Genomic DNA, 25787 nt, shown 5'->3' with positions numbered 1-25787 from the left:
ATCAAAGGTTGACTTATTATAGGCAATTAGGTTTAAAATAGTAACTTCAGATTATTACAGCAATTGCTTATATCTTTCAACTGAAAACATGAGCAATATTTTTTATTTTTTAAAAATAGGTTAAGAGGGTTATATGTCGGTTTCCTCTCCAGCTTCACCACAAGCTTATATCAAGCATCATCTTGAGAACTTGCAAGTAGGTTCTGGTTTTTGGACCTTAAATCTTGACTCATTGTTCTTTTCGATCTTACTTGGTGTTATCTTTTTATGGATATTTCATCGTGTAGCAAGAAATGCTACCAGTGGTGTCCCAAGTAAACTACAATGTGCAGTAGAAATGATTTTCGAGTTTGTCAATAATACTGTTAAGGACATGTTTACTGGTCAAAATAAACTCATTGCGCCGTTAGCATTAACTGTGTTTATTTGGGTTTTCTTGATGAATTTAATGGATCTTATCCCTGTTGATTTTCTACCTTATGCAGGTCAGTATTTAGGTCTGTCACATTTGAGAGTTGTACCAACCGCAGATGTAAGCATTACTATGTCAATGTCCTTAGGTGTGTTTGCACTTATCATCATTTATTCAATCAAGTACAAAGGGATTTCAGGATTTGTTAAAGAATATACCTTGCATCCATTTAATCACTGGGCGTTTGCACCTATTAATTTAGTACTTGAATTAGTTAGCCTATTAGCGAAACCTGTTTCTTTAGGGCTTCGACTTTTCGGTAATATGTATGCAGGTGAACTTATCTTCATCCTAATTGCTGCATTATTACCTTGGTGGTCACAGTGGGTATTATCGTTACCATGGGCCATTTTTCATATTTTAATAATTACGTTACAAGCTTTTATTTTTATGGTGTTGACGATCGTCTATTTAGCTATGGCGTCGGCAACAGAAGATCATTAATTTTAATATTTTTTTGTTAATAAACTGGAGTATATAATGGAAATGTTATTTGTAGCCGCAGGCATTATGATGGGATTAGCTGCAATTGGTGGTGCAGTTGGTATTGGTTTATTAGGCGGTAAATTTTTAGAAGGTGCTGCTCGTCAACCGGAATTAATGCCTATGTTACGTACTCAATTCTTTATCGTTATGGGTCTAGTTGATGCAATCCCAATGATCTGTGTAGGTATTGCACTTTACGTTATCTTTGCTGTTGCAGGTTAATAAAAATTTAAGAGGAATCGTGTCATGAATATGAACGCAACTCTCCTCGGCCAAGCAATTACATTTGTATTGTTTGTTTGGTTCTGTATGAAGTTTGTTTGGCCTCCTGTTATTGGCGCGATTGAAAAACGCCAAAAAGAGATAGCCGAAGGACTTGCTTCAGCAGAAACAGCAAAAAAAGATTTGGAATTAGCCAAAGCAAATACATCTGACATAATGCAACAGGCTAAGGTTGAGGCTAATGCAATTATTGAGCAAGCGAATAAACGCAAAGCAATCATTCTTGAAGAAGCAAAGCAAGAAGCTTCTCGCGAAAAAGAACGAATTGTTGCTCAAGGGCTTGCCGAAGTAGAAGCTGAACGCAAACGAGCAAGAGAAGAGCTTAAACAGCAAGTCGCTACACTCGCTATTGCTGGTGCAGAAAAAATTATTGAACGTTCTGTTAATGAAGCCGCAAATAGCGACATCATTGATAAACTCGTAGCTGAACTATAAGGAGAATAGAGCAATGGCTGACTTAATTACGATTGCTCGCCCTTATGCTAAAGCCGCTTTCGAATTTGCGGTAGAAAATAACAGCATCGAATCATGGCATAAAATGTTAGTGCTAACATCTGAAGTGAGTAAAGATACTCAAATAAGAAGTGTCTTAACATCTGATATGAAAACTGATTCGGTGGCTAGTTTACTCATCAACATCTGTAAAGATGTGTTAGATGAGTTTAGTACTAATTTTATTAAGATTATGGCTGAAAACAAACGATTATCACTTCTTCCTGAAGTGTTAACCTTGTTTGAACAATATTGTTTAGATAGAGAATCACAAGCAGATGTTGATGTAATTTCTGCCAGTGAACTAACTAATGAGCAACTTAATAAAATTTCTGTCGCTGTCGAAAAACGTTTATCACGAAAAGTAAAACTAAAATGTCATATAGATAAATCGCTCATTTCTGGTTTTATTATTCGTACGGGCGATATGGTTATTGATAGTAGTATCAGAGGGCGTTTAAATCGTTTAAATAACGCTCTACAGTCTTAAGGGGACTGATAATGCAGCTAAATTCAACTGAAATAAGTGAACTAATTAAAGAGCGGATAGCTCAGTTCAATATTGTGAGTGATGCTCACAATGAAGGAACTATCATATCTGTAAGTGATGGTATCCTTCGAATCCACGGATTAACTGATGTAATGCAAGGCGAAATGATTGCATTACCAGGTGGTCGATATGCAATGGCATTAAACCTTGAAAGAGACTCCGTCGGTGCGGTAGTCATGGGGCCATACGAAGACTTGTCTGAAGGTATGAAAGTACAATGTACTGGCCGTATTTTACAAGTACCAGTTGGTGAAGGTTTATTAGGCCGCGTTATTAACACACTAGGTGAACCAATTGATGGTAAAGGTTCACTTCAACATGACGGTTTTTCACCAGTAGAAGTAGTTGCACCTGGTGTTATCGATCGTAAATCCGTTGACCAAGCATTACAAACTGGTTATAAAGCCGTTGACTCAATGATTCCAATTGGACGAGGTCAACGTGAACTTATCATCGGTGACCGTCAAACAGGTAAAACAGCACTTGCTGTCGATGCAATCATCAACCAACGCGACTCAGGTGTAAAATGTATTTATGTTGCCATTGGTCAAAAACAATCAACTATTGCCAATGTTGTACGTAAACTTGAAGAGCATGGTGCACTTAAAAACACAATTGTGGTTGTGGCATCAGCGTCTGAATCAGCTGCGTTACAATACTTAGCGCCATATGCTGGTTGTGCAATGGGTGAATACTTCCGCGATCGTGGTCAAGATGCATTAATTGTTTATGATGATTTATCTAAACAAGCTGTTGCTTACCGTCAAATTTCGTTATTACTTCGTCGTCCGCCTGGACGTGAAGCTTATCCTGGTGATGTATTTTATCTTCATTCTCGCTTACTTGAACGCGCAGCGCGAGTCAACGAAGCCTATGTTGAAGAGTACACTAAAGGCGAAGTTAAAGGAAAAACAGGCTCATTAACAGCATTACCAATTATTGAAACTCAGGCTGGTGACGTTTCAGCATTCGTACCAACTAACGTAATTTCGATTACTGATGGTCAGATTTTCCTTGAAACTAGCCTATTTAACTCTGGTATCCGCCCTGCGGTTAACCCTGGTATTTCGGTTTCACGTGTGGGTGGTGCTGCACAAACTAAAATAATGAAAAAATTATCAGGTGGTATTCGTACTGCGCTTGCACAGTATCGTGAATTAGCTGCGTTCTCTCAATTTGCATCAGACTTAGATGAAGCAACAAGAAACCAATTAAGTCACGGTGAAAAAGTAACAGAATTGTTAAAACAAAAGCAATACTCGCCAATGACTGTTGCTGAACAATCAATAGTACTTTACGCCGCTGAACGTGGTTATCTTGAAGATGTAGAATTAGCTAAAGTATTACCATTTGAAACAGCACTACTTGCTTATGCCCATAGTCAATATGCCGATTTTGTTAAATTAATTGATGAAACAGGTAATTACAATGATGAGATTGAAACTAAGCTAAAAGAATTACTTGAAAGCTTTAAATCAACTCAAACATGGTAAGGGTGAGGTAAAAAATGGCTAATGCAAAAGAGATTAGAACAAAAATTGCCAGTATCCAAAGTACGCAAAAAATCACTAAAGCGATGGAAATGGTTGCCAATTCTAAAATGCGTAAAACGCAAGATAGAATGGCTGCTAGTCGACCATATGCTGAAATGATTCGTGAAGTAATTGGACATTTAGCGTTAGCTCAGATAGGCGCCAAACATCCTTATTTAGAAGAAAGAGATGTAAAGCGAGTTGGCTATCTTATCATTTCAACCGATCGTGGTTTATGTGGTGGTTTAAATATCAATCTTTTTAAAACTGTCATTGCTGACATGTCAGCATGGCAGGAAAAGGGTGTTGAAGCTGATGTTGCTTTAATTGGTTCGCGTGGTGTTTCGTTTTTCTCGTCAGTGAAAGCGAACATTTTAACCCAAGTCACTAATTTGGGTGATGAACCAAATTTATCCGATTTAATTGGGCCGGTAAAAACAATGCTTGAGGCATATGACAACGGTAAAATTGATAGATTATATATTGTTACAAACAAATTTATTAATACGATGTCACAAAAGCCGACAATTCAGCAATTATTACCTTTACCACCATCAGAAGATAAAAAACTCAAAGCTTCATCATGGGATTATATTTATGAGCCTGATGCTAAATCACTATTAGACATGATTTTACGTCGCTATATTGAATCACAAGTCTATCAAGCAGTGGTTGATAATTTAGCGAGTGAACAAGCAGCAAGAATGGTGGCCATGAAAGCGGCAACGGATAACGGTGCAAACCTAATTAATGAATTACAAATTGTGTATAACAAGGCACGTCAAGGTGCTATCACTAATGAATTAATTGATATTGTATCTGGTGCAGCCGCTGTTTCAGGTTAGTGCTAAATATTGGCTTATAGTTAAGAAAAAGACGTAGAGGATTAAAAATGGCTACTGGAAAGATTGTCCAGATCATCGGTGCGGTGGTTGATGTCGAATTCCCAGAAGATGCAGTACCAAAGGTATATGATGCATTAGAAGTGGAAACAGGCACTGAAAAATTAGTTCTGGAAGTTCAGCAACAATTAGGGGGTGGCGTTGTATGTTGTATTGCAATGGGTTCATCTGATGGTTTAAGACGTGGACTTGACGTAGTAAACACTGGTCACGGCATTGAAGTACCTGTTGGTACAAAAACACTAGGTCGTATTATGAACGTACTTGGTGATCCTGTTGATAAAGCAGGTCCTATTGGTGAAGAAGAACGTTGGGCGATTCACCGTGCTGCCCCAACCTATGAAGAGCTTGCAAACTCAACTGAATTACTTGAAACAGGTATTAAAGTTATCGACTTAATTTGTCCATTTGCTAAAGGTGGTAAAGTTGGTCTGTTTGGTGGTGCTGGTGTAGGTAAAACCGTTAATATGATGGAGTTGATCCGTAATATCGCTATCGAACACTCAGGTTACTCAGTGTTTACTGGTGTGGGCGAACGTACTCGTGAAGGTAATGACTTTTACCACGAAATGAAAGAATCAAACGTACTTGATAAAGTATCATTAGTTTACGGCCAAATGAATGAGCCACCAGGAAACCGTTTACGTGTTGCGTTAACTGGTTTAACTATGGCTGAAAAATTCCGCGACGAAGGTAAAGATGTTTTATTATTCATCGATAATATTTATCGCTATACATTAGCCGGTACTGAAGTATCTGCGTTATTAGGTCGTATGCCATCGGCAGTAGGTTATCAACCAACATTAGCTGAAGAAATGGGGTTACTACAAGAACGTATTACTTCAACTAAGACCGGTTCGATTACTTCAATCCAAGCGGTGTATGTGCCAGCAGATGACTTGACTGACCCATCACCAGCAACAACCTTTGCTCACTTAGATGCGACAATCGTATTAAGTCGACAAATTGCTTCTTTAGGTATCTATCCGGCAGTGGATCCATTAGATTCAACTAGTCGTCAATTAGATCCTTTAGTTGTTGGTCAAGAGCACTATGATTGTGCCCGTGGTGTTCAGTCAATTCTACAACGTTATCAAGAATTAAAAGATATTATTGCTATTCTTGGTATGGATGAGTTATCTGAAGATGATAAATTGATCGTTGCTCGTGCACGTAAAATTCAGCGCTTCCTATCTCAACCATTCTTTGTTGCAGAAGTATTTACTGGTTCACCAGGAAAATATGTACCTTTAAAAGATACGATCAGTGCATTTAAAGGAATCATGAATGGTGATTATGACCATATTCCTGAACAAGCATTCTATATGGTTGGTTCAATTGATGAAGCGATTGAGAAGGCAAAATCTCTCTAAGAGATTCATTGAACGAAGATCGTATTAATGGAGATCGTATTATGGCACTAACTTCCTATCAATTAGAAGTTGTTAGTGCTGAATCTCACCTGTTTTCGGGTGATGTTCAGCGAATCAGAGTCACAGGTAAAGAAGGTGAACTTGGGATTTATCCTGGTCATACCCCTTTACTCACAACCATAAAACCAGGCATGGTCGGCATTGTGAAAGCGGATGGTGAAGAAGAGTTTATTTATCTATCTGGTGGCATTTTAGAAGTACAACCTAACATCGTAACTATCTTGGCAGATACTGCAATTCGTGGTGAAGATTTAGATGAAGCAAGAGCACAAGAAGCAGTAAGACAAGCACAAGAACATATCAATCACCCAAGCGATGATATGTCATTTGCACAAGCATCTGCTGAATTATCAAAAGCTTTGGCAAAAATTCGCGTTATCGAATTGACTCGCCGCATGGGTCAATAGTTTGCTTTTTGATGTTTTATCATACACAAAAGGCTATTTGGTATTACAAGTAGCCTTCTTTAATTACAACTCTTTTTAATTTAGGAATTAATCTTTCCTTTAATAGCGCTTTGGATAATTTACTGGTAAATTTATACTGAAACATATAGTTACCGGAAACTTTTTTACAAAAAAATAAATATTTCAAAGTAAATATTTCATTTTCCCTAATCTTATTAAATGATCAAAACGTAACACTGACTAGATTTATTAATCGCTATCAGGGATAATCTGAATAAATTTTATCAATGTTTATACAATTATGTTTACCATTTATCATTCAAATCAAGTCGATTTACTCAAAACATTATTGAGTGAATTGATGCGCAGGCAACCATTAGATGATGTATTTACACCTGATGTTGTTATGGTGCAAAGTCAAGGCATGGCACAATGGTTGCAAATTGCGTTAGCGGATGAACTTGGTATCGTGGCTAATGTTGATTTTCTTTTTCCAACTCAGTTTATTTGGCAACTTTATCAAGTCTTGTTACCAGAGGCGCCAATTGAAAATAGCTTTAATGTTCAATCAATGAGTTGGCGTTTGTATTATTTGTTACCTCAAGTTATTAAACAACCTGAGTTTAGCGCGCTTAAACATTATCTTGATATTGATAAGCAAGATAAAAAACGGTATCAGCTTGCAACGCGTATTGCACGATTATTTGACCAATATTTAGTTTACCGTCCAGATTGGCTAGCAAAATGGGAGGCAAACCAGACTGTTGCCGAATTGAATCATCATTCTGATGAAACGTGGCAAGCGGAGTTGTGGCGAAAACTAATATCAATTAGCCAACCTTATCATCGCGCTAATATTTATCAACAAATGCTTGAAATGTTATTAAATAATAACTTTGAACGTTCACGTTTAGATGCATTACCTAACCGTATTTTTATTTTTGGTATTACTTCTCTTCCTCCTATTTATCTTTCGCTACTTTCAGCACTTGGGCAACATATTGATGTCCATTTAATGTTTAATAATCCGTGTAAATGGTATTGGGGCGATATTGCTGAAAAACAGTTGTCAGATATATTAAATACACCCGATAAAATACCCAATCCTCTGTTAACCTCATGGGGAAAACTTGGGCGTGATAATCTATTTTTGTTACAAGAATTTAATAATAAGCAAGATATTGAAGCGTTTGCCGATCAGGATCGTTCTTGTCTATTACATGCTATTCAGCAAGATATTTTAGAACTGTATCAAACCGATTTTGATAATAAAACTTTTGCCGTAACAGATAAGTCGATTTCGTTTCATGCCTGCCATAGTGAACAACGTGAAGTTGAGGTATTGTATGACTACCTGCTATCGGTTTTTGATGCCGATCCTACGCTGGAGTTGCGCGATTGCATAGTTATGGTATCAGATATTGATAAGTATGTTCCTTATATTCGAGCCGTCTTTGGTAATGCTGTTGAAAAGCGCTATTTACCTTTTACTATTTCAGATCAAAAAGCACGAAATATCGATCCTATCGTTCAAGGCTTTTTTGCCATTTTAAATTTTCCAAATAGTCGATTTACAGCAGAAGAACTATTTAATTTACTTGAAATCCCTGCTATTGCCGAAAAATTCGCTATTAACGAATCTCAATTAACCTTGTTGCGAACTTGGATTGTTGAGTCAGGCATTCGTTTTGGACTTGATAGTGCACATAGTTGGTTATTTGGGCTTGAGCGGTTATTACTCGGTTACACGATGAACAGTGAACAAGGCGGTTGGCAACAAATATTACCTTATGATGGTGCAACAGGTTTAGATGCCGAATTAATAGGTCAATTAGCCGAATTTATTAAAGTTGTAAGTAAGTGGTTTGCTATCTTAAATGAAGAAAAACCGCTAATTAATTGGCAACCTTGTTGCCTTGAATTAATCAATGACTTTTTTGTAAGTAATGTTCAACGTGAATCCATTTTATTGATGATCGAAGAAGAATGGCAAGAACTGATTAATAGTGGATTATCGGCTTGTTATACAGATAATATTTCTATCACTATTCTACATGATGCTATGCAATCACGCTTAGAGAAAAATCATTTAGCGCATCGTTTTTTAGTTGGTAAGATAAATTTTTGTACCATGATGCCAATGCGTTCTATTCCATTTAAAGTTGTTTGTTTACTTGGTATGAATGACGGCGATTATCCAAGAACGTCTCTTCCACTTGATTTTGATTTAATCGCACAACATCCAAGACGAGGGGATCGTAGCCGTCGCACAGATGATCGTTACCTTTTTTTAGAAGCAATTTTATCTGCGCAAAAACAGTTGTATATCAGTTATATTGGTCGCGATATGAAAGATAATAGTGAACGTTACCCTTCTATACTTGTTGATGAGTTTTGGGAATATATTGGCCAATATTATGGCAAGGATAAAAATAATACAGATGGTACTACAAATAGCACTACAACAAATAGCTTAGATTTTTTACGTGTAAACCATACACGCACACCGTTTAACCCCAAAAATTTTTTACAAGAACCCAAAAGCTATGCCGATGAGTGGTTACCTGCAGCATTGCAACAAGGTGAAAGTCAGTTATTTATTAGTGAAATACCAATTATTAGTGTAGATAATATTAATCTTGATGAATTAAAACGATTTTACCAGCACTCTATTAGGCTATTTTTACAAAAACGGTTTAATTTTTATATAAATTATATGGATGATACCTTACCAGATGCCGAAAACTTTAATCTTGATAGCTTAAAGCGCTATCAATTAAACTTACAGATTTTAAATGAATTAATTGCCAATAGATCGCAACAATCAGATGATTTCTATCAACGATTAGCGTTAACAGGTGACTTACCAGATGGTGCGTTTGGTGAAATTATTTATGATAATCAACTTGAATCACTGCAACCTTTGGCCAATAAAGTTGACCAAGAACGTTTAGTTATGACAACGCAAGAAGTTAATTTAACCATTTCATCTAATGATCAACATTACCAATTACAAGGTTGGTTAACTCACATTCAAGACGATGGTATATTGACATGGCGACCGTCAAAGCTTTCGATTCGCGATGGTATTTCGTTGTGGATTGATCATTTGATTTATTGCATTTTAAATCCTGATAAAATTGATAGTCAAAGTCGTATGTATGGTCGGGACGATAATGAATGGCGATTTTCACATTTAAATGCAGATCTGTCCTTAACTATATTAACTAATTTAGTTGAAGGCTATTTGCAGGGGATCAATGAACCATTATTAATGCCATTAAAAAGTTCGTGGAGTTGGTTAATTACAGCTTATGATAAAAAAACAGGTCAGATTATCGCTAGTGAAAGAGCTATCAATCAACTTTTAAATTCATGGCAAGGCGGATTTAACCAATCCGCCGAGTGTGACAGTTATTATACTCGTCTTTATCCTGAGTTAACCGATACACTGATTGAACAAATTATATTTACTGCTGAGCGATTTTTATTGCCAATTTTATTACATCAAACAACGGCAGAATAAGAGGCTTTAGCATTATGTTTATTGATACACATTGTCATTTTGATTTTCCACCTTTTAGTGATTTTCTTGCTGATTCAATAAATAAGATTCGCCAAGCGAATATCGTTGGGTTAATTATACCCGCAGTTAGTGCTAACTATTTTGATGCTGTTTTACAACTTACGAATAAATACCATGAACTTTATGCCGCTTTGGGGTTGCATCCTATCTATCAACATACTATGGCTGATTTAGAACTATTAACCAATATTGTTAAAACAAAACCTAAAAAATTAGTTGCCATTGGTGAAATCGGGCTCGATCGCTACAATTTAAGTATCGATTGGCAACAACAATTATTATTTTTTAGGTCGCAATTAACAATTGCCAAACAGTTTGATTTGCCCGTTTTAATACATTCACGCAAAGCGCACGATATTATGTACCGTGAATTACACAAGGCCAACTTATCTTGTTGTGGCGTAATACATGGTTTTTCAGGTAGTTATCAACAAGCCATGCAATTTGTTAAGCTGGGTTATTATATTGGTGTAGGTGGCGTAATTAGTTATGAACGTGCGAATAAAACTCGCAATACAATTGCTCAATTACCACTTAGCAGCCTAGTACTTGAAACAGATGCGCCCGACATGCCATTAAGTGGGCGTCAAGGTCAAGCAAATCGCCCTGAATATATCACTGAGGTTTTTAAAATATTGACACAATTACGCACTGAATCACCAGAACACATACTTAACACAATTTTAACAAATACCTTGACGCTATTTAGTGGAATCAATAGAATAAAAATTTAACAAGCAACTAAAATAAATTTACTATTATTATGAAGTTATTTTAGTAAACCAACGACAGTAGGTTTATATGGCTAGACAATTGAATCAACTATTTGCTCAATCTATTTCCTCCCTCACCCGATTATTTCCTTTGTGGGCAGTTTTGTGTGCGGTTATGGCCTATTTTTCTCCTGATACTTTTACACCTATACGTTCCTATACATCACAATTACTCATGTTTGTGATGTTCACCATGGGAGTTACATTAAGTATTGATGATTTTAAACGTGTAGTCACCAAACCTAAAGCGGTGGTTATTTGTACTTTGTTACATTATATTGTTATGCCGTTAACTGCTCTAATTTTATCAAAACTGTTTACAATGAGACCAGAACTATTGGTTGGCATGGTGTTAGTTGGAAGCGTAGCTAGCGGAACAGCATCAAATGTGATGATTTATCTTGCCAAAGGTGATGTTGCATTGTCTGTTACAATTTCATCTGTTTCGACACTTGTGGGGGTAGTTATAACACCACTGATAACACTACTATTAGTTGGAACAACAGTTGAAGTCCCTGTTTGGGGAATGCTTGTACATATTGTACAGATTGTACTAATACCGATTATATTAGGATTAATTGTTCACCATTTCTTAAATGCTATTGTTAAAAAATGTGAGCAATTTTTACCACTTTTATCAATGATTTGTATTTTATTAATTATTTGTATTGTAGTAGGAGGTAGCCATACTCAAATTGGCCAAGTGGGGGGCACTGTTATTTTTGCAGTTGTGATTCATAATGCGTTAGGATTGCTTGGTGGTTACTGGGGAGGACGTTTATTTGGTTTTGATGAATCAACCTGCAGAACCATGTCACTTGAAGTAGGAATGCAAAACTCTGCCCTTGCAGCTACTTTAGGCACCACCTACTTTTCAGCTCTATCAGCTCTACCTGCTGCAGTATTTTCTGTTTGGCACAATATTTCAGGTTCATTACTGGCTGGTTATTGGCAAGGTAAACCAGTAAAGAATAAGAAAAAATCCAATCATTAACAAATAATATTGTAAAATAGCATTCATCAGCTCTCTTTCTTAATCAACTCTAAGTAAGAGAGCTTAATTTTCTGAGCTTATATCCAACCGCTCCACTAGCATTTAAATTAATTTTAGGCCAAATTAAAATGAATAGCGAATTACAGTTACCACCGTTTGTCTATCGTATATTACCGTGGATTGCGGCGTTTGCATTCTTTATGCAATCACTTGATACCTCGATATTAAATACAGCCCTCCCCACTATGGCTAACGACCTCAATGAGTCCCCATTAAATATGCAATCAGCCGTGATAAGTTATGCTTTGACCCTTGCATTATTTATTCCTGTTAGTGGTTTTTTATCTGATAAATTTGGCACTAGAAATATTTTTGTGATGGCCGTTTCACTATTCACACTGGGTTCATTACTTTGCGCTTTATCTAATTCATTAATTTTTTTAGATATATCACGAGTGATCCAAGGTGTTGGTGGCTCGATGATGGTGCCTATATCACGTTTAGTATTGATAAAATCTTTTAAGCGTAGTGATTTTTTAGCTGCGTTAAATACAGCCACGATTCCTGGATTAATTGGTCCCGTTTTAGGACCAGTATTGGGAGGATATCTAGTTGATATGGTAAGTTGGCACTGGGTGTTTTTTATTAATTTACCCATTGGTATTTTAGGTATAATAATTAGTTGGAAATACATGCCTAACTTAAAAGGCCAACACATGCCTTTTGATCTATTAGGCTTTATATTTATTGTTATTAGCTTTATTAGCGCCACTTTGAGTGTAGAGATTTTAAACCAAAATCAGACATATTATTGTCCATTACTACTTGCGACAATTAGTCTACTTTTTTTATTTATTTATCGTGAATATGCAAAAAAGAAACAAACTCCATTATTCCCACTATCGCTATTTAAAATCCGTACGTTCAAAATAGGAATTATCGGAAATTTAATTTGCCGATTAGGTATATCAGGAGTGCCTTTTCTTATTCCACTATTATTACAAGTGGGATTTGGTTATTCAGCTATTTTTGCCGGCATTATGTTGATGCCAATGGCCATTGCTTCAATTTGTACTCGAATCTTTATTCCACGTATTTTAGCACGTTTAGGTTACCGTTTCGTACTAGTTACTAATACAATTTTAGCTGGCATAATGATTATTTTAATGTCCGTATTAAATTTATCGACACCACTTATTCTTATCAGTTTATTGCTATTTTGTATCGGTGGAATCAACTCCATGCAATACACGGCCATGAATAGCATAACCTTAGCTAATCTAGAAAACGACAATACAAGTAGTGGCAATAGCTTAATGGCAGTAAATCAACAATTAGCAATTAGTTTTGGTACCGGATTGGGTGCTGTTTTATTACGCTTAATTAGCACCACAACAAGTACTATTCACTCATTTCAGTTAACATTTGTTATACTTGGTATGATTACCGTTTTATCAAGCATTATTTTTGCACAATTAAAAAAAGAAGACGGACAAAATCTAACCAATCATCAGCAAGAAATAAGGAGATAAATCTATGTTCCAGTACCAAATCATCCCAGTTACAGCTTTCCAAGAAAATTGTAGCATCATTTGGTGCGATCAAACCATGGAAGGTGCATTTATTGATCCCGGAGGTGAACCCGAACTGCTTATAAAAGCGGTTGAAAAGCTAGGCGTTAATATTAAGCAGATTTTATTAACCCATGGACATTTGGATCATGTCGGTGCTGCAACTATATTGGCTAAACATTATGATGTGAAGATTATTGGACCAAGCCAAGAAGATGAATTTCTATTAACAAGTTTACCACAACAAAGTACACAATTCGGTTTTCCTTATACTGATAGCTTTTTGCCTGATCGTTGGTTAAAAGAAGGTGAGCAGATTCAAGTTGGTAATATTAGCCTTGATGTACTTTTTTGCCCGGGTCACACTCCGGGACATATTGTTTTTATTAACCATTTGGATAAGCTGGCTTTTGTCGGCGATGTATTATTTAAAAGTAGTATAGGAAGAACTGATTTTCCACGAGGCAACCATGCCGATTTAATTTCATCAATCACTAATAAATTATTACCACTTGGGGATGACTTTATTTTTGTACCAGGCCACGGACCTATGTCTAGTTTTGGTCATGAACGAGTTAGTAATCCTTACTTAGTTTAAGTAACAAATTATTTTAATTATCACACTCTTTATTTTAGAGTGTGATAAAAATATCCTATATCCCACTCCAATGTAAACAAATTAAAAACAAAAAAGTTTACAACAATAATAATTGCGCTATTATAGTTCTACTATTTATATAAAAGGTAGAAAATAATGAAACTTCAACCGACTTCGTATTATCCAACATTTATCACTACACTTGTAAATTTATCTTCTTGGCAACGTAAATTATTAACCACAACAAGTGCAGCATTACTTTTAGGATTAGCCGCTAACATTAGTATTCCAACTTACCCTGTTCCATTTACATTACAATCATTGGCTGTATTGTTAATTGGTGCTTTTTTAGGTCGTAAACTAGGTGCATTAGCAATAATCCAATACCTTATTTTAGGTGCAATTGGGTTACCGCTATTTGCCAATGGTAGTGGTGGAATTATGGCGTTAGCATCACCATCTTCAGGTTACTTATATGGCTATGTATTTAGTGCCTATTTAGCAGGGTTTGCATCAGAAAGAGGTTATGATCGTCACTTTATTTTAGGTTTAATTGCATTCGCTTGTGCGCATCAATTGTTATTTGTATTTGGCGTTGTCTATTTAATGGGCTATTTACACATCACGCTAATTGATGCTTTAAAAGTGGGTTATCTGCCATTTGTTGGTGTGGATGCGCTTAAATTTATTATTGCAACTTGTGTAATGTTTTCGCTATGGCGCTATCGTGCTAAAAAACAATAATATCCAATGTGGAGATATTATCTTCCAAAGCCTAAAAAAAAATAATGCTTTTAATGGCGCTGTAAGCCTTTCAGGTGCATTGTCAAAGATAGATGAAATAACCAAAAGTATTAATCATGTTGGTTTATATATTGGAAATAATACCGTTATTGAAGCAACGCAAAACTATGGCGTGATTGAACAATCGTTTACTAATTTTATTTGTGCAGCTAAGCACAATATCATTGGTAGAATCCATGATTTAGTTGTTATTCAAAATGCATTAAGACGGGTAAAGAAATGCTTGGGTTCACCTTACAATCACAGCTTTCATCCCAATGCAGATGGGTTTTATTGCAGTGAACTAATTACTTATGCCTTTAAAACTGAGCAAGGTAATGATTATTTCGCATTATATCCAATGAATTTTAAAGATTTAGCGACAAATGAGATTTTATCTTATTGGGTTGATTATTATCGCGATCTAAATCAGATTATTCCACAACATGAACTAGGATCGCACCCACAGCAATTACTTAGACAACGCCATTTATTCAAGACAATCCTAACACTTGAATGATAATAAAAGGAGGAAATTTTACACAAAAAAACATTTAAAATAATTTAACTATTGACATAGCGCCATTAAATCTATAATATGCGCGCTACATTTCGGTTCCTCCATAGTTCAGTCGGTAGAACGGCGGACTGTTAATCCGTATGTCACAGGTTCAAGTCCTGTTGGAGGAGCCAACTTTCAGATTTTCATATTTATCTTTCCCTGTTGTTTCATATTTTAAGTGATTTCTTTTTACCTGTTTTTTATCGTGTTAGTTCAAAATTCTGTATTGCAATTGCAAATAAATTATTCATAATAACTCAAAAATAAATTTATATCCTTTGATATAAATTTTATCAAATCATAATGTTAATAATGATATTTATAGACAAGGAGGAGTTATTAATGCATATACATTTTATTATTCATGAGGATTTTGAAGCGCCCGGAGCTTATGAACAATGGGCGATAAATAATCATCACACTATAACTTATTCTCGCGTTTACCTTAATGAACCACTTCCTAATAGCATTGATGATATCGACTTTCTTATTGTTATGGGCGGTCCACAGTCACCATCAACGACCAAACAAGAATGTGCTCATTTTGATTCTAAAGCAGAACAAGCCATTATTTTATCAGCAATAAAAGCAGAGAAAGTAGTCATTGGTGTATGTCTTGGTTCACAATTAATCGGCGAAGCTCTAGGGGCAAGTTATAGCAACAGCCCAGAAAAAGAAATTGGCAAATTCCCTATTATGTTAACTCAAATCGGTAAAACAAATCCTTTGTTTACTGATTTTGGTAGTACATTAGAAGTCGGTCATTGGCACAATGATATGCCAGGTTTAACCAAAGATGCTCAAATTATTGCGTATAGTGAAGGGTGTCCTCGTCAAATCATTGCATACAGTAAATTTGTTTATGGTTTCCAATGCCATATGGAGTTAACACCTGAAGTAGTCGAATTATTAATTACCCATTCACAAAAGGAACTTAGCCAAGCAGAAAAATACCGCTTTGTCGATACACCTGATAAGCTTCGCTCTCATGATTACACTGAAATGAATCAAAAACTTTTCACTTTTCTCGACAAGTTAAGCCAACGCTATCTGTCACCTTTAGAAAAATAACTGATTATATCTTGTCGATAAGGGAATGGAAAATATGCAGGATATTATTATCGATAAACCGATAAAACGCAGTAAATTAAGGCTAAAATTAGGCAAAGAATATTTTATCTTAAAACGAAAATTTGATTGGTGGCGACATCGTAACGCATATTGCACTGTCGACATAAATAATAATACATGTTGTTATTCACACAAAAAACATCAGTCTGTTTTATTAAGACAACTAAAAGATGTTGATATGTATTTACAATATAACAAAATCACTAATCTTAGATTAGCAATTGAAAAACTTAATGGTTCAATCATTAAGCCTAATCAACGTTTTTCGATCTGGCAAAAAGTAGGACGCCCATCCCAAAAACGGGGATTTTTAGAAGGACTATCATTACATAATGGACAGATAGGCAAAGATATTGGTGGAGGATTATGCCAATTAGGTAATTTGATTTATTGGATTGTATTACACTCCGATCTTACAATCATAGAACGTTGGCGTCATAGTTTTGATGTTTTTCCCGATATTAATCGAACGATTCCTTTTGCTTGTGGCGCCACCTTATCTTATAACTATGTAGATTTACAGTTAATCAATAAAACCAATAGCACTTACCGGCTTAATCTTTGGCTTGATGATCAATATTTACATGGCGAATTACTTGCTGATACCCCCTTAAGTAATCATTATGAAATCCTAGAAACCGATCATCGTATTGAACAACAATGGTGGGGAGGTTATACCAGACATAATAAAATATGGCAACGTAAAACACATTTAATTGATAACCATGTTGAAGAAAAGCTCATCAGCGAAAACCACGCAATTATGATGTATACCTCATTTATAGCAAATAATGAAGACGAATTGAAAAAGCAATAGTCATTCTGATAACAGATAGTCACTAACTATCTAAGTGATAGTTTGAGAGCTATACTAATAGCCCGTATACTCATGAAATAAAGTAGTTAATAATACCTAATATATGAAAGGAGCAAATTTCATGGCTTATACTTTACCTCCATTACCTTATGCTTATGATGCATTAGAACCTTATATTGATTCTGAAACTATGCATTTGCATCACGATAAACATCATCAAACCTATGTGAACAATGCAAATGCCATTCTTGAAACTTTGCCAGCTGAATTAAAAGAACTTTGCCCTAGCACTTTGTTAAAAAATTTAGATAAAGTACCTGCTGACAAAATTACGGGTATTAAAAATAACGTAGGTGGTCATGTTAATCACACTCTTTTCTGGGAACTATTAAAAGTTGGTACTGAACTAAAAGGCGACCTAAAAGCGGCCATCGAAAAAGATTTTGGTTCAGTTGATGCATTTAAAGAAAAATTTGCAGCAGCGGCAGCAACTCGATTTGGTTCAGGTTGGGCTTGGTTAGTATTACAAAATGGTAAACTTGAAGTTGTTTCTACAGCCAATCAAGATTCACCGATAATGGGCGAAAAATTTGCTGGTGTTTCTGGTACGCCGATTTTAACACTAGATGTTTGGGAACATGCTTATTATTTGAAATATCAAAATCGCCGTGTTGATTACATTGGTGCATTTTGGAATGTAGTTAACTGGGATAAAGTTGCTGAGCTATACGCTGAAGCAAAAAAATAACTTGATTGTACTCATATTCTTTTCACCTTAAAAAGTGGCGCCTAGTGCGCCATCTTTTCTTTTCGAGCAATGCTTTATTTACTGAGTCAAAGTCAAAAATAGTAATTGGCAATTGCTAAATTATGCCCAAATCCGCTACAATGGACGCTTGTTTAATAAATCATAAAACAGAGCAACTCCATTTAAATCATGTTTGAAATTAATCCAGTTAAATCAAAGATAGCAGAACTTACCGAACGCACAGCCGTGATTCGGGGGTATCTTTGACTATGATCTAAAAAAAGAACGGCTCGAAGAAGTCAATGCCGAGCTAGAGCAATCCGAAGTATGGGCCGATCCAGAAAAAGCACAAGCGTTAGGTAAAGAACGCGTTGCACTTGATGAAATAATCAATACTATTCATTCATTAACTCAAGGTCTTGACGATGTTGAAGGCTTGCTTGAACTTGCTATTGAAGCTGAAGATCAAGATACTTTCGATGAAGCTAATTTTGAACTTGAACAGTTAGAGAAAAAACTGGCTGGACTTGAATTCCGACGAATGTTTTCTGGTAAATATGATAGTGCAGATTGTTATTTAGATATCCAATCAGGCTCAGGGGGAACTGAAGCACAAGATTGGGCAGAAATGTTACTTAGGATGTATTTACGCTGGGCTGAATCAAAAGGTTTTGTAACTGAAGTGATGGAAGTATCGGATGGTGATGTTGCTGGTATCAAATCGGCAACGATTAAAGTATTGGGTGATTATGCTTACGGTTGGTTACGCACAGAAACTGGAGTACACCGCCTAGTTCGCAAAAGTCCATTTGACTCAGGCAATCGACGCCATACCTCGTTTGCTTCTGTATTTGTTTATCCTGAAATTGATGATGATATTGATATCGACATTAACCCTGCCGATCTCCGTATCGATGTATACCGTGCGTCAGGTGCTGGTGGTCAACATGTAAATAAAACTGAGTCTGCTGTACGAATCACTCATATTCCTACGGGTATTGTTACTCAATGTCAAAATAACCGTTCACAACACAGCAATAAAGATCAAGCAATGAAACAGTTAAAAGCAAAACTGTATGAGCTTGAGATGCAAAAAAAGAATGCTGAAAAACAACAAATGGAAGAGACTAAATCTGACATTGGTTGGGGAAGCCAAATCCGCTCTTACGTACTTGATGATTCGCGTATCAAGGATTTGCGTACTGGCGTTGAAACTCGTAATACACAGGCCGTATTAGATGGCGATTTAGATCAATTTATTGAAGAAAGCTTAAAAGCAGGTTTATAAACCGCTTGGTTATAAATAAAAGGTAAAACTATGTCAACAGAGCAGCAAGATCAACAAAACCAAATTGAAGAGTTAAATAATGAACTAAAAGTACGTCGCGAAAAGCTCGCTCATCTTCGCGAACAAGGTATTGCTTTCCCTAATGATTTTCGCCGTGATGCGATTTCTAGTGATCTCCATAAACAATATGGCGATAAAACTAACGAAGAACTGATTGAAAAGAAAATTATTGTAACTGTGGCTGGCCGTATGATGATGCGTCGTATAATGGGTAAAGCCTCGTTTGTTTCTCTACAAGATGTTGCTGGACAAATCCAACTTTATGTTACTCGTGATGATCTCCCTGAAGGTTTTTATAACGAGCAATTTAAAAAATGGGATTTGGGAGATATTGTCGGCGCTAAAGGTTACCTATTTAAGACTAAAACTGGTGAACTTTCTATCCACTGTGAAGAAATTCGTTTATTAACTAAAGCTCTTCGCCCATTACCTGATAAGTTTCATGGACTTGCCGATCAAGAAATGCGTTACCGTCAACGTTACTTGGATCTTATCACAAATCAAGAATCAAGAGAGACTTTTAAAGCGCGTTCCAAAGTTGTCAGTGAAATCCGCAACTTTATGATTGAAAACCACTTTATGGAAGTCGAAACGCCAATGATGCAGGTAATTCCGGGTGGTGCATCAGCTAAACCATTTATTACGCATCACAATGCGCTTGATTTAGATATGTATATGCGTATTGCGCCAGAACTTTATCTAAAACGATTAGTTGTAGGCGGCTTTGAGCGGGTATTTGAAATTAATCGCAACTTCCGAAATGAAGGCGTATCACCAAGACATAATCCAGAATTTACCATGATGGAAATGTACATGGCTTATGCTGATTACAAAGATCTGATCGTATTAACAGAAACATTATTCCGTCGTTTAGCTATTGCGGTAACAGGTGATGCTGTTGTGCAATATGGTGAACATACGTTTGATTTTGGTAAACCATTTATCAAAATGACCATGCGTGAAGCCATTTGCCATTACCGCCCTGAAACCAATAATGCAGACTTAGATGATTTTGATAAAGCTTGTGCTATTGCACAGTCAATTGGCATTAAAATTGAAAAAGGTTGGGGACTTGGTCGTGTTGTGACTGAAATTTTTGAAGAAGTGGCTGAATCGAACTTAATTCAACCAACTTTTATTACCGAATACCCAGCAGAAGTATCACCGCTTGCTCGCCGTAACGACGAAAACCCATTTGTAACAGACCGATTCGAGTTTTTTATTGGTGGTCGTGAAATTGGCAATGGATTCTCAGAACTTAACGATGCTGAAGATCAAGCTCAACGCTTTGCTGATCAAGTATCACAAAAAGATGCAGGTGATGATGAAGCAATGTTCTATGATGAAGATTATATTACAGCGCTGGAGCACGGCTTACCGCCAACAGCAGGACTTGGGATCGGTATTGACCGTACCGTGATGCTATTTACCAACAGCCACACGATTCGTGATGTAATTTTATTCCCAACCATGCGTCCAATCAAATAAAACGGTTTATCATTAAAAACACACTTATTTTTGGATAAGTGTGTTTTTATACTCAAACACATGCCTACCTGAAACTTTTTGACAAAAAACAGCGATAAGCATATAAAAACAAAAAATCCATTGAATATAAATACTGCATAATTCTATACATGGATTTTGAGTTAACTGTGAAGTGTGATAACCACCGTATTGATTAAAAATGCAAAAATAGGTTTGCCACAAAAAAAATAGAAAGGCTAAAAAGAGTGATAGGTTAATACAGTTATATTATGAATATCGTTGGTTATAAAAGCAACCAACGATATAACAGTTAATTTAGTGGCTATCAATCGATTTGACTTGATGTGGCAAGATAAGATTTAACACAATAGCTAAAATACCACACAAACTAATACCTTGCAGTGTATAAGAGCCAAAATCAAAGATCATCCCTCCAATACCAAAGACTAAAACTAATGAAACAATACACATATTGCGCGGTACAGATAGATCGACTTTATGTTTCACTAAGATATTAATGCCCACTGATGCAATAGAACCAAACAGTAACACCATAATCCCACCCATTACTACAGTTGGAATTGAACTTAAAAATGCACCAATTTTTCCGATAAAAGACATTAAAATTGCCCAAACAGCTGCCCATGTCATTACTCGAGTTTTAAAATTGCGAGTTAACGTTACTGCACCAATCACTTCTGCATAAGTAATACACGGTGGTCCACCAAAAAATCCTGCCATCGAAGTTGCTAGCCCATCACCAAGTAATGTACGCTGTAAACCGGGATCGCGTGTATAGTCTTTACCTGTTACCGAACCAATCGCCATAATATCACCAACATGTTCAATGGTTGGCGCAATGACAATTGGGATCATATACAAAATGGCTTGCCAGTGAAATTCAGGAAAAGTGAAATCGGGAACTTTAAACCATGGTGCATCAATAATAGGCAGGAAATTGACAATACCAAACATGCAAGAGAGCGTATAACCAACTACAATACCTGAAATAATAGGTAATAATTTTAAAAAACCTTTTGCCCAAATAGCAACCACTAAAGTTGTTAATAATGATGCCATTGAAATAATAATCAATTGATAATTTTCGGCTTGCAGTCCACTATCTTTACCCATTGCCATACCTATAGTAACAGGTGCCAATGATAAACCAATAACCATAATAATTGGTCCAGTTACAACTGGTGGTAATATACGGTCAATAACATGGCTACCATTGATTTTTACTAAAAAAGCAAAAAACATAAAAACAAAACCCGCAGCCACTAAACCGCCTAAAGTGGCAGGAATGCCCCATTGAGCAACACCAAATGAAATAGGGGCAATAAAAGCAAATGATGACGCTAAAAATACAGGAACTTTACCTTTAGTTGTCAGTTGAAATAACAACGTACCAACACCAGCAGTAAAAAGAGCTACATTTGGGTTTAATTTTGTTAAAAGGGGAACTAATACCAAAGCCCCAAAGGCGACAAATAACATCTGTGCGCCGGTAAAAATATCTTGCCATGAATGCTTATGCTGTGATGTTATATTTTTTGTTTTATCTGTTGTGATATTGCTCACATCTCGCCTCTCTTACTTAACGAAGTTTATTGTATAACTTGCCTGATTAACAGGCATAAAAAAACCGGATTAACCGGTCTAAATTTTGAGATTTTATTTTGTGCCGAAGATTTTGTCTCCAGCATCACCCAGTCCAGGTAATATGTAGCCTTTTTCGTTCAACCTCTCATCAATCGATGCCGTATAAAGTTCAACATCAGGGTGAGCTTGTTCAAGCACTTTAATACCTTCTGGTGCAGCAACTAAAACTAATACTTTAATATTTTTACAACCTGCTTTTTTAAGTAAATCGATTGTCGCCACCATTGACCCACCTGTTGCTAACATTGGATCAACAACTAAAGCCATTCGATCTTCAATATCCGAGGTTAGTTTTTGAAAATAAGGAACAGGTTCTAACGTTTCTTCGTTACGATAAAACCCGACAACGCTAATACGGGCACTTGGCACATGCTCAAGCACACCATCCATCATACCTAATCCTGCACGCAAAATAGGTACAACCGTAATTTTTTTACCCTTAATACGTTCTACTTGAACAGGTCCACACCAACCATCTATTGTTACTGTTTCGGTAGGTAGATCAGCAGTTGCTTCATAAGTTAATAAACTGCCAACTTCGCTGGCAAGAGCACGAAAGTCTTTGGTGCTAATATCGTGTTCACGCATTAATCCAATTTTATGGCGTACAAGAGGGTGCTTTACTTCAACTATTTTCATGGAGGCCTCAGTGTTATTTTCTATAATCTGTTAGCTGGTATAAATAACCACTGAGTGATAATTCTAGCATAGTTATCACTTTATGAAAACCTGAAATCAACAGCCTAATTGGCAACGTAAATATTGATAAAAAATAAAAATAAAAAAAAATTAACGATAAAAATCAGTTTTATTTTCGTTTTTTTTTCATTAAAATAGCCACCCCAAATAATTTATTTCAGTAATTAATTAAAAAAAGGAATATAGGAATGAATTGGTTTATTGATTGTATTACAAAAAATTATGCAAATTTTAATGGTCGAGCTCGTCGTAAAGAATATTGGATGTTCATTTTATTCTATATTATTTTAACTTTTATCACGATAATCATTGATAAAATGATTGGAAGTCCCTTAGCTATAACCGCTATCTTAGTGTTGGCATTATTCCTTCCTAGTTTAGCTGTTACTGTACGCCGCTTACATGATACAAGTAAATCAGGTTGGTGGATTTTGTTACAATTTATTCCATACATTGGTGGTATTATTATATTAGTATTCTGCGTAATGGACTCAACACCAGGCAGCAACCAATACGGTGAAAACCCTAAAGGATTATAATTTACTAATAACCTTATCACTAAAGGTGGTAAGGTTAAATCATTATCAATATTATCCCCTATCTTCTAAATACTTTCTCCATCTAGATACTCAACCGGCAAATCAATCACTTTTTGCTCAACCTTCTCGCCGTTGATTCGTTTTAATAGCAGTTCAGCCGCGATTTTCCCCATCTCAATTCTTGGTGTATGTATAGAAGCCAATTTTGGATTCATATATTGACCAATTTTATGCCCATGAAACCCGACAATAGCTATCTTTTTAGGGACATCAATATGCAACCGTTGACATTCAAGTAATACCCCTAAAGCCAAATCATCATTGGTACTAAAAATACCATCAACACAAGGAAACTCATTTAAAATTTGATGCAAAAATCTTGCCCCTAATTCATAAGATGATGCTTCTTTAGTCGCTAGCGTCCGAGGTGTCAACCCAGCTTCTTCCATAGCCTTTTCATACCCTTTTTGGCGAATAATACTTCGTTGATCTTGTCTTGCACTAAAATAGACAATATTACGACGACCTCTATCTATCATGCGATGAATCATATTTCTAGTTGCAGTAAAATTATCAAATCCAACAGCCATATCAAGGCAAGGCGAAACACTATCCATAATTTCAACCACAGGAACACCCGAAATTTCAATCATCTTTAATGTTGCTGGAGTATGCGTTCTTTCCGTTAAAATTAACCCGTCAATATTATAAGAAAGTAATGAGCGTAAGCGTAACTCTTCTTTGTCAGCACTGTATCCAGTATGAGTGATCATGGTTTGATATCCTCTTACATCAGTCACCATCTCAATACCTTTTAAAATATCGGCGAAAACCTGATTGGTTAAAGAAGGGAACACAATACCAATGGCATTACTTTTAGCGTTAGACAGCATATCGGGAGCTTTATTAGGAATATATCCTAGCTTATCTATTGCGGCTGAAATTTGTAATTGAAGTGGTTTAGATACAAGATTGGGATCACGTAAAAAACGACTCACTGTCATTTTACTAATCCCGATTAAATTTGCAATTTCCTGCAAACTTGTTCGACGTCTTTTATTATTACTCATGTTTGTTTTTCCGCTAGTCTTGGTTGCCAATCTATTGCTTTTTTACCTTGTTGCATAATAAGGTCATTCGCTTTGGAAAAGTGCTTACAGCCAAAAAAACCACGATGAGCAGATAACGGTGATGGATGCACCGATGTTAATACATGATGTTTTTGGCGATTAATAAACTGCCCTTTTTTTTGTGCAGGAGATCCCCACAATAAAAAAACCACACCTTCAAGATACTCATCGATTACTGCTATCACATTATCAGTAAAAGTTTCCCAACCTATTTTTGCATGAGAATGCGCTTGCCCCGCTTCAACAGTCAACACATTATTTAATAGTAATACACCTTGAGCAGCCCAAGAAGCTAAATAGCCATGAGAAGGAATTGTAAAACCATCAATATCGGTTGCCAGTTCTTTATAAATATTAACTAACGATGGTGGTGTCTTAACTCCGGGTAAAACAGAAAAAGAAAGACCGTGAGCTTGATTAGGACCATGATAAGGATCTTGCCCTAAAATCACTACTTTGATTTGATCAAATGGTGTAAAACGAAACGCATTAAACACATCATGCTGAGGCGGGTAAATTATCTTGCCATTAGCACGCTCACTCTTTACAAATTGCATTATTTGTTGAAAATAAGGTTTTTGTTTTTCTGCACCAATAACTTCATGCCAAGTCAATTTTGTTGTCATATTTTGATATCACTCATCAATAATGCCAGTGTTTCTAGGCAATAACTAATATATTTCTACATAATAACCTATCACAAAAGAAAATAGAAATTAAAGGTATTACTTATCGAAGCAATAGTTTTTTTTGACTTTTATCAAATTTTTAAAGTGCTATATTAACCATAATTATTTTA

The 25787-nt window shown here is 36.0% G+C and carries 25 protein-coding genes and 1 tRNA gene; 22 read left to right on the top strand and 4 right to left on the bottom strand.

All coding sequences use genetic code 11. The features are described from left to right. Nucleotides 1-133 precede the first annotated feature (133 nt). The 21 genes from atpB to lysS all read left to right on the top strand — a co-directional run bounded on the left by atpB (nt 134) and on the right by lysS (nt 20955). Complete coding sequence (gene atpB / locus A9G31_RS11155; RefSeq protein ID WP_065561686.1) at nt 134-916, top strand: F0F1 ATP synthase subunit A; 783 nt, start codon at nt 134-136, stop codon at nt 914-916. A gap of 36 nt (nt 917-952) precedes the next feature. Next, on the top strand, nt 953-1180 hold the full coding sequence (gene atpE, locus A9G31_RS11150; protein WP_411588181.1) for a F0F1 ATP synthase subunit C: 228 nt from the start codon (nt 953-955) through the stop codon (nt 1178-1180). Nucleotides 1181-1204: 24 nt separating this feature from the next. Continuing rightward, nucleotides 1205-1675 (top strand): F0F1 ATP synthase subunit B, encoded by a 471-nt coding sequence (atpF, locus tag A9G31_RS11145; RefSeq protein ID WP_034911222.1) that lies wholly within the window; start codon nt 1205-1207, stop codon nt 1673-1675. A 13-nt stretch (nt 1676-1688) separates the two neighbouring features. Further along, nucleotides 1689-2222: a F0F1 ATP synthase subunit delta gene (gene atpH, locus A9G31_RS11140; RefSeq protein ID WP_065561685.1), complete on the top strand. Its 534-nt coding sequence runs from the start codon at nt 1689-1691 to the stop codon at nt 2220-2222. Nucleotides 2223-2233: 11 nt separating this feature from the next. After that, a complete protein-coding gene (gene atpA, locus A9G31_RS11135; RefSeq protein ID WP_065561684.1) occupies nt 2234-3775 on the top strand; it encodes a F0F1 ATP synthase subunit alpha in 1542 nt (513 codons plus the stop codon). A gap of 14 nt (nt 3776-3789) precedes the next feature. Next, nucleotides 3790-4659 (top strand): F0F1 ATP synthase subunit gamma, encoded by an 870-nt coding sequence (gene atpG / locus A9G31_RS11130; RefSeq protein ID WP_065561683.1) that lies wholly within the window; start codon nt 3790-3792, stop codon nt 4657-4659. 47 nt (nt 4660-4706) lie between these two features. Then, nucleotides 4707-6089 carry a F0F1 ATP synthase subunit beta gene (atpD, locus tag A9G31_RS11125; RefSeq protein WP_034911215.1) on the top strand — a complete coding sequence of 461 codons (1383 nt, stop codon included), beginning with the start codon at nt 4707-4709 and terminating at the stop codon, nt 6087-6089. Between the two features lie 41 nt (nt 6090-6130). Next, nucleotides 6131-6556: a F0F1 ATP synthase subunit epsilon gene (locus tag A9G31_RS11120; RefSeq protein WP_034911289.1), complete on the top strand. Its 426-nt coding sequence runs from the start codon at nt 6131-6133 to the stop codon at nt 6554-6556. Between the two features lie 301 nt (nt 6557-6857). Then, nucleotides 6858-10082, top strand: a complete 3225-nt coding sequence (recC, locus tag A9G31_RS11115) for an exodeoxyribonuclease V subunit gamma (protein ID WP_065561682.1) — start codon at nt 6858-6860, stop codon at nt 10080-10082. A gap of 14 nt (nt 10083-10096) precedes the next feature. After that, on the top strand, nt 10097-10876 hold the full coding sequence (locus tag A9G31_RS11110; RefSeq protein WP_065561681.1) for a TatD family hydrolase: 780 nt from the start codon (nt 10097-10099) through the stop codon (nt 10874-10876). A gap of 67 nt (nt 10877-10943) precedes the next feature. Beyond that, nucleotides 10944-11909 (top strand): ketopantoate/pantoate/pantothenate transporter PanS, encoded by a 966-nt coding sequence (gene panS / locus A9G31_RS11105; protein ID WP_065561680.1) that lies wholly within the window; start codon nt 10944-10946, stop codon nt 11907-11909. Between the two features lie 128 nt (nt 11910-12037). Beyond that, the gene (locus A9G31_RS11100; RefSeq protein ID WP_051634175.1) at nt 12038-13441 is read left to right on the top strand and encodes a DHA2 family efflux MFS transporter permease subunit; all 1404 of its coding nucleotides are present in this window, start codon (nt 12038-12040) and stop codon (nt 13439-13441) included. A gap of 4 nt (nt 13442-13445) precedes the next feature. Next, nucleotides 13446-14078 carry an MBL fold metallo-hydrolase gene (locus A9G31_RS11095; RefSeq protein WP_065561679.1) on the top strand — a complete coding sequence of 211 codons (633 nt, stop codon included), beginning with the start codon at nt 13446-13448 and terminating at the stop codon, nt 14076-14078. Between the two features lie 156 nt (nt 14079-14234). Then, a complete protein-coding gene (locus tag A9G31_RS11090) occupies nt 14235-14822 on the top strand; it encodes a biotin transporter BioY (protein WP_065561678.1) in 588 nt (195 codons plus the stop codon). Further along, nucleotides 14806-15381, top strand: a complete 576-nt coding sequence (locus tag A9G31_RS11085) for a YiiX/YebB-like N1pC/P60 family cysteine hydrolase (protein ID WP_065561677.1) — start codon at nt 14806-14808, stop codon at nt 15379-15381. Before A9G31_RS11090 ends, A9G31_RS11085 begins: the two co-directional genes overlap by 17 nt. 97 nt (nt 15382-15478) lie before the next feature. Further along, a tRNA-Asn gene (locus A9G31_RS11080) sits at nt 15479-15554 on the top strand. 211 nt (nt 15555-15765) lie between these two features. After that, nucleotides 15766-16494 carry a type 1 glutamine amidotransferase gene (locus tag A9G31_RS11075; protein ID WP_034910807.1) on the top strand — a complete coding sequence of 243 codons (729 nt, stop codon included), beginning with the start codon at nt 15766-15768 and terminating at the stop codon, nt 16492-16494. Between the two features lie 25 nt (nt 16495-16519). Continuing rightward, nucleotides 16520-17371, top strand: a complete 852-nt coding sequence (locus A9G31_RS11070; RefSeq protein ID WP_218056459.1) for a VanW family protein — start codon at nt 16520-16522, stop codon at nt 17369-17371. Nucleotides 17372-17492: 121 nt separating this feature from the next. Then, entirely contained in the window at nt 17493-18119 is a 627-nt protein-coding gene (locus A9G31_RS11065; RefSeq protein WP_065561675.1) for a Fe-Mn family superoxide dismutase, read from the top strand. A gap of 189 nt (nt 18120-18308) precedes the next feature. Further along, nucleotides 18309-19407, top strand: a protein-coding gene (gene prfB, locus A9G31_RS11060; RefSeq protein ID WP_141671454.1) for a peptide chain release factor 2 whose coding sequence is annotated in 2 segments (ribosomal slippage) — nt 18309-18383 and nt 18385-19407 — 1098 coding nt in all. Because the reading frame shifts where the segments join, the coding sequence is not laid out codon by codon here. Nucleotides 19408-19437: 30 nt separating this feature from the next. Then, a complete protein-coding gene (gene lysS / locus A9G31_RS11055) occupies nt 19438-20955 on the top strand; it encodes a lysine--tRNA ligase (protein ID WP_065561673.1) in 1518 nt (505 codons plus the stop codon). Nucleotides 20956-21270: 315 nt separating this feature from the next. Here the strand turns inward: lysS and A9G31_RS11050 are convergent, their stop codons facing one another. Beyond that, nucleotides 21271-22506, bottom strand: a complete 1236-nt coding sequence (locus tag A9G31_RS11050) for a uracil-xanthine permease family protein (protein ID WP_065561701.1) — start codon at nt 22504-22506, stop codon at nt 21271-21273. A 126-nt stretch (nt 22507-22632) separates the two neighbouring features. Then, nucleotides 22633-23259: a uracil phosphoribosyltransferase gene (gene upp / locus A9G31_RS11045; RefSeq protein WP_065561672.1), complete on the bottom strand. Its 627-nt coding sequence runs from the start codon at nt 23257-23259 to the stop codon at nt 22633-22635. 248 nt (nt 23260-23507) lie between these two features. On the opposite strand from upp, the gene A9G31_RS11040 reads away from it, so the two are divergent. Next, a complete protein-coding gene (locus A9G31_RS11040; protein ID WP_065561671.1) occupies nt 23508-23858 on the top strand; it encodes a DUF805 domain-containing protein in 351 nt (116 codons plus the stop codon). Between the two features lie 65 nt (nt 23859-23923). Here A9G31_RS11040 and gntR read toward each other — a convergent pair whose 3' ends face one another. Then, complete coding sequence (gene gntR, locus A9G31_RS11035; RefSeq protein WP_065561670.1) at nt 23924-24928, bottom strand: gluconate operon transcriptional repressor GntR; 1005 nt, start codon at nt 24926-24928, stop codon at nt 23924-23926. Then, on the bottom strand, nt 24925-25614 hold the full coding sequence (gene ung / locus A9G31_RS11030; RefSeq protein WP_065561669.1) for a uracil-DNA glycosylase: 690 nt from the start codon (nt 25612-25614) through the stop codon (nt 24925-24927). The genes gntR and ung overlap by 4 nt, the downstream gene beginning before the upstream one ends. Between the last annotated feature and the right edge of the window lie 173 nt (nt 25615-25787).

The sequence above is a fragment of the Gilliamella sp. Gris1-4 genome, from assembly GCF_001690335.1.
Taxonomy (GTDB): domain Bacteria; phylum Pseudomonadota; class Gammaproteobacteria; order Enterobacterales; family Orbaceae; genus Gilliamella; species Gilliamella apicola_P.
The sequence above is the reverse complement of the archived record's forward strand: the minus strand, read 5'-3'. Positions and strand labels throughout refer to the sequence as shown.